3 protein-coding genes and 1 pseudogene are annotated in these 4,492 nt (G+C 61.2%); 1 reads left to right on the forward strand and 3 read right to left on the reverse strand.

Features of this window, described 5'->3' with window-relative positions; genetic code table 11:
• Positions 1 to 1,310, reverse strand: a 1,310-nt coding sequence (locus ABYO54_RS14400) for an amidophosphoribosyltransferase (RefSeq protein ID WP_372808942.1), incomplete at its 3' end; no start/stop codon positions are given.
• Positions 1,311 to 1,642: 332 nt separating this feature from the next.
• Between ABYO54_RS14400 and ABYO54_RS14405 the strand changes: the two genes are divergently transcribed.
• Positions 1,643 to 2,344, forward strand: a complete 702-nt coding sequence (locus tag ABYO54_RS14405; RefSeq protein WP_372808943.1) for a zinc metallopeptidase — start codon at positions 1,643 to 1,645, stop codon at positions 2,342 to 2,344.
• A gap of 86 nt (positions 2,345 to 2,430) precedes the next feature.
• Here ABYO54_RS14405 and ABYO54_RS14410 read toward each other — a convergent pair whose 3' ends face one another.
• Together ABYO54_RS14410 and ABYO54_RS14415 are read right to left on the reverse strand one after the other, a co-directional pair.
• Positions 2,431 to 3,948 carry an arylsulfatase gene (locus ABYO54_RS14410; protein ID WP_372808944.1) on the reverse strand — a complete coding sequence of 506 codons (1,518 nt, stop codon included), beginning with the start codon at positions 3,946 to 3,948 and terminating at the stop codon, positions 2,431 to 2,433.
• A 42-nt stretch (positions 3,949 to 3,990) separates the two neighbouring features.
• Positions 3,991 to 4,492 (reverse strand): annotated as a pseudogene (locus ABYO54_RS14415) (hypothetical protein); the annotation flags it as partial.

Here is a 4,492-nt window from a genome sequence, read left to right on the forward strand (position 1 = left end):
AGATCGTTGCGGTCGGCGTCGGCCGTGATGAAGGTGCGCAACTTGGCATCTTTCGTCATCAGTTTTTCCACGCGCGGCTGGAACGAGAGGAGCTCGTCGATGCGTTCGGCGGTGAGCCGGTGTTCCTTGAGCAGGTGGTATTTCATCCGCTCGCCGACCACATCCTTGACGCCCTCGATCAGGCCGTAGAAGGCGGTCTCGGCGGTGTTGGGGATGTAGGAGAAGACGGTGTTGTCGAGGTCGTAATCGACGGCGTCCAGCACCCGGCGGACCAGCGAGCGGCCCAGCTTCTTGCGTTCCCGGTAGATATCGGCATCGGTGCCGCGCGAAAAATAGATGCGTTCGAACGAGCAGGGCGTTTTTTCCATCGGCTCGTTCACCTTTTCCATCAGCACTTCGCCGGTGCGCTTGACGACCAAGGCGTGGCCGGGTTCGATCTCCTTCACCTGGCCGATGGGCACGTTGAGCGCGGTCTGGATCTGGGGGCGCTCGGAGGCGATCACGACGATTTCGTCGTCCTGATAGTAGAAGCCGGGGCGGATGCCGCCGGGATCGCGCAGGGCGAACAAATCGCCGTGGCCGATCATGCCGCACATCACATAGCCGCCGTCGAACGAGCGGGTCGCCTTCTTGAGGATCCGGGTCACGTCGAGCTCCTGGACGATCTTCTCGGTAATCTCGATGCGGCTGAGGCCTTCCTTGCGGTATTTGCGGAAGAGGAAATCGTTGGCTTCGTCGAGGAAGTGGCCGATTTTTTCGAGCACCATGACGGTGTCGGCCTTGTTGCGCGGATGCTGGCCGAGCTCGACGAGCATATCGAACAGCTCGTTGTTGTTGGTAAGGTTGAAGTTGCCCGCCACGACGAGGTTGCGGGTCATCCAGTTGTTCTGGCGCAGGAACGGGTGGCAGAAGGATTCGCCCTGGGCGCCGTGGGTTCCGTAGCGCAGGTGGCCGAGCAGCAGCTCGCCGGCGAAGAGGACGTTTTGCTTCACCCACTCGCCGTCGTCCATCTTTTCGGGATGGCTTTCGCGGGCATCGGCGAAGGCTTTGACCATGCGGTTGCGCACGGCCATGATCGGATTTTTGTCGGCGGAGCGGGTCCGGAAGATGTAGGGCTCGCCCGGCGGCATGTCGAGTTTGATGGCGCAGGCCCCGGCGCCATCCTGGCCGCGGTTGTGCTGTTTTTCCATCAGGAGCGTCAGTTTGTTGACGGCATACATGGGGGTGCCGTATTTCTCGATATAGAAATCGAGGGGTTTCAGAAGTCTGACAGCGGCAATACCGCACTCATGGCCGATCCAATCGCTCATAACATACCTTCCTCGGGTTATGTTTAGGGGGTGTGACTAGGAAAGGCCGCAACTTGCCTTAGAACCCGGATGCGGTCAAGCCTCTCTGCTAGTATTTCCTGCCAAGAAGCCGTCTCGACGGAATACCCATGGAAAAACGCAACGGCGGCCGGGCGGACGGTTCCGGGTTCGGAACCTCCGCACGCCCGTCTTCCCCCCACCCAACCATCCCCCCGCCGCCCATGCGTTCATGTTGCCGCCCGCCGATCCGTCCGCCATATTTCAGGCGATTTTATGAACGTTTCGGCGGTCGCGACGTCAGAACGGGTAAACTTCGAAAGGAAGCACAAGTCATGATCCTAACGTCTTTAGATCCCTTATACTGGTTGTTCATCATTCCCGGCCTCATCCTGGCCGGCATCGCTTCGGCGAAAACCAAGGGCACCTTCAACAAATACGGCAAAGTGGCCTCCCGCAGCCGCCTCAGCGGCGCGCAGGCCGCGAGACGGATGCTCGACCGCAACGGACTGCACGAGGTCGAGGTACGGCGCGTGCGCGGGTTCCTGTCCGACCACTACAATCCGGCCAACCGAACGCTCAACCTTTCGCCGGACGTCTACGACTCGCCGTCGCTCTCCGCCATCGGGGTCGCCTGCCACGAAGCCGGCCACGCCCTGCAGCATGCCCACGGCTATGTCCCGCTCCAGCTCCGCAGCGCCTTGGTGCCGGTCACCCAATTCAGTTCGTGGGGCTCCTATGTGTTCATCTTCCTCGGGATCTTCATGAACAGCATGGGGCTGATCAAATTCGGCGTCGGCCTGTTCAGCGTCGGCCTGCTGTTTGCGCTGGTCACGCTGCCGGTCGAGTGGGATGCCACCGTGCGCGCCAAGCGGCAGATGGTGTCGGATGGAATCGTTCTTCCCAACGAGGCGCAGGATGCGGGCAAAGTGCTGGATGCGGCGTTCCTGACCTATGTCGCGGCTGCCGTCACCGCCCTGCTCACCCTGCTCTACTACCTGATGCGCCTCGGCCTGCTCGGCGGCCGCGACGAGTAGCCGCTTTGATCGGTTTCGTATTGCGAACGACCCATCGCGCTTCGCCCCGCGCTGCAAACCCCGGGCCGATCCATTCGGTTCCCGGCTTACTTGCGAATACCGCCGGAGTTCACCATCGCATCGAGTTTGCGCTCCATCTCTTCAGCGATCTCGGGATGATTCTCGATGACATTCCTGGATTCGGCGGGGTCGTCATGGAGGTTGTATAGCGCACGCTGAATCGGCGGCCGCCCCACCGGCCACCCGGGCTGGACAGGGCGGGTGTATTTCCACTCGTTCCGACGGAGGGCCAGACCGAACGACTCCTCGATCATCCACTCCTGCCCTTGCGGGTCGCGACCGAGGAAGGCCGGCAGCGAGTTCCGGCTATCCACCGCGGAACCTTCCGGCAATTCAACGCCCAGGAGTTCGGCGAACGAGGCCATCAGATCGATCTGGTTGACCAGCGCGCCGGAGGTGCCCGGCTGGATCCGCGCCGGCCAGCGGATGATGAACGGCACGCGGGTACCGCCCTCGAAAATCTGGTATTTCCCGCCACGCCATATGCCGGAACCGTCATGGCCACGATCCTCTTCTTCCATCGAGCAAAGCACGGTGGTTCCGTCATCGTAGCCGTCGTCATAAACGGGACCATTATCCGACGAGAGAATGACAATCGTATTTTCGGTCAGGCCGGACTCCTCCAAAGCATCCAAAATCTCGCCGGCGGCCCAGTCGAAGGCCACCATGGCATCGCCGCGATAGCCCAGCTTCGTCCGGCCCTTGAAACGCGGGTGCGGAGCACGGGGGACATGGATGTCCTGCGAGGCAAAATAGAGCATGAACGGCTCGTTCTTGTGCGCAGCGATATATGCGCGGGCCTTGGCAACGAAGTCGTCCGCAATCTGTTCCTCCTCCCAGAGCGCGGACTTACCTCCCGACTGGTAGCCGATGCGGCCAATGCCGTTGATCACGCTGTTGTTGTGTCCGTGAGTGCTTGGGTAATAGGTCATCGCGTCGCGATTGGTTTTGCCGTCGGGATACTGCGTGCTTCCGGGCTTGCGCACCTCTTTGAGGGAATTGCCCACATACAGCGGGTCGTACGGGTCGAGATTTACGACGCGATGGTTTTCAACATAAACGCAGGGAACGCGGTCGTTCGTCGACGGCAACAGGAAGGAATAGTCGAAGCCGACCTCCAATGGCCCGGGCTTCACATCGCCGTTCCAGTCAACCGGCGTTTTGCCGTCACCAATGCCCAGATGCCACTTGCCGACAATGCCGGTGTGGTACCCCGCTTTCCTGAACAGCGTCGGCAGGGTCATCTTATCGGTCGGGATGATCAGCGGCGCATCCGGCGGGAGCACGCGCGCGCTGTGGCGGAACCCGTGGATGCCGGTCAGCAGCGAGAACCGCGACGGCGTGCAGGTGGCCGCCGCGCAATGGCCATCGGTAAACCGCAACCCCTCTTTCGCCAAACGGTCGATATTCGGCGTCGGAATCATTTTGGAACCGTACACCCCAACATCCCCGAACCCGACATCGTCGCCATAGATGATGACCACATTGGGTTTTTCATGGATCGATTTAGAAGCCCCGCCGAACGCGGCGATGCCAGCGCCCATTCCGAGCAAGCATACAAAACGGCAACGGTTCATATTCTCCCCCTATTGATTCTTTTGCGACGGCGACGGAATCTTCGGCAACGACGACTCGGCGGGCCGGGCCAAAGCCTGGACATCGGCCGGGCCGAAGGCCGCGCGGCCGGCCAAAGCCGCGTCAACGTCGCCGGCCACCGGAATCAGCCGGTAGGCATACGCATATTGTTTTTTGTTGAGCCGATGCTTTTCGAGCGCCTTCTGCCCCCAGGAGTTAATCCCGCCCACCCCGTTCTGCGCCGCATCGATGTTCAGGAAGATGTCGTCCGACCGCTCCATTTGGAAACTGTAGTCGGACTCGCGCATGGTCGGCGTGCCGTAGTGCCGGGCTTCAATGCCCAACGGCGCGCCCTCGGCGGCAACCAGCAGCCCGGTTCCGTCATCGCCGGAGAACGACACCCAGCGCACATCGGTCTTGTTGCCGTTGATCTGCGGTCGGGAATAGTCCGTCCACTCTCCATCGACGGTGCCGCCATGAATTCCAATCGGCTCGAAATTGCGGTCGATGTAG

The sequence above is a fragment of the Pontiella sp. genome (assembly GCF_041622395.1).
GTDB lineage: Bacteria > Verrucomicrobiota > Kiritimatiellia > Kiritimatiellales > Pontiellaceae > Pontiella.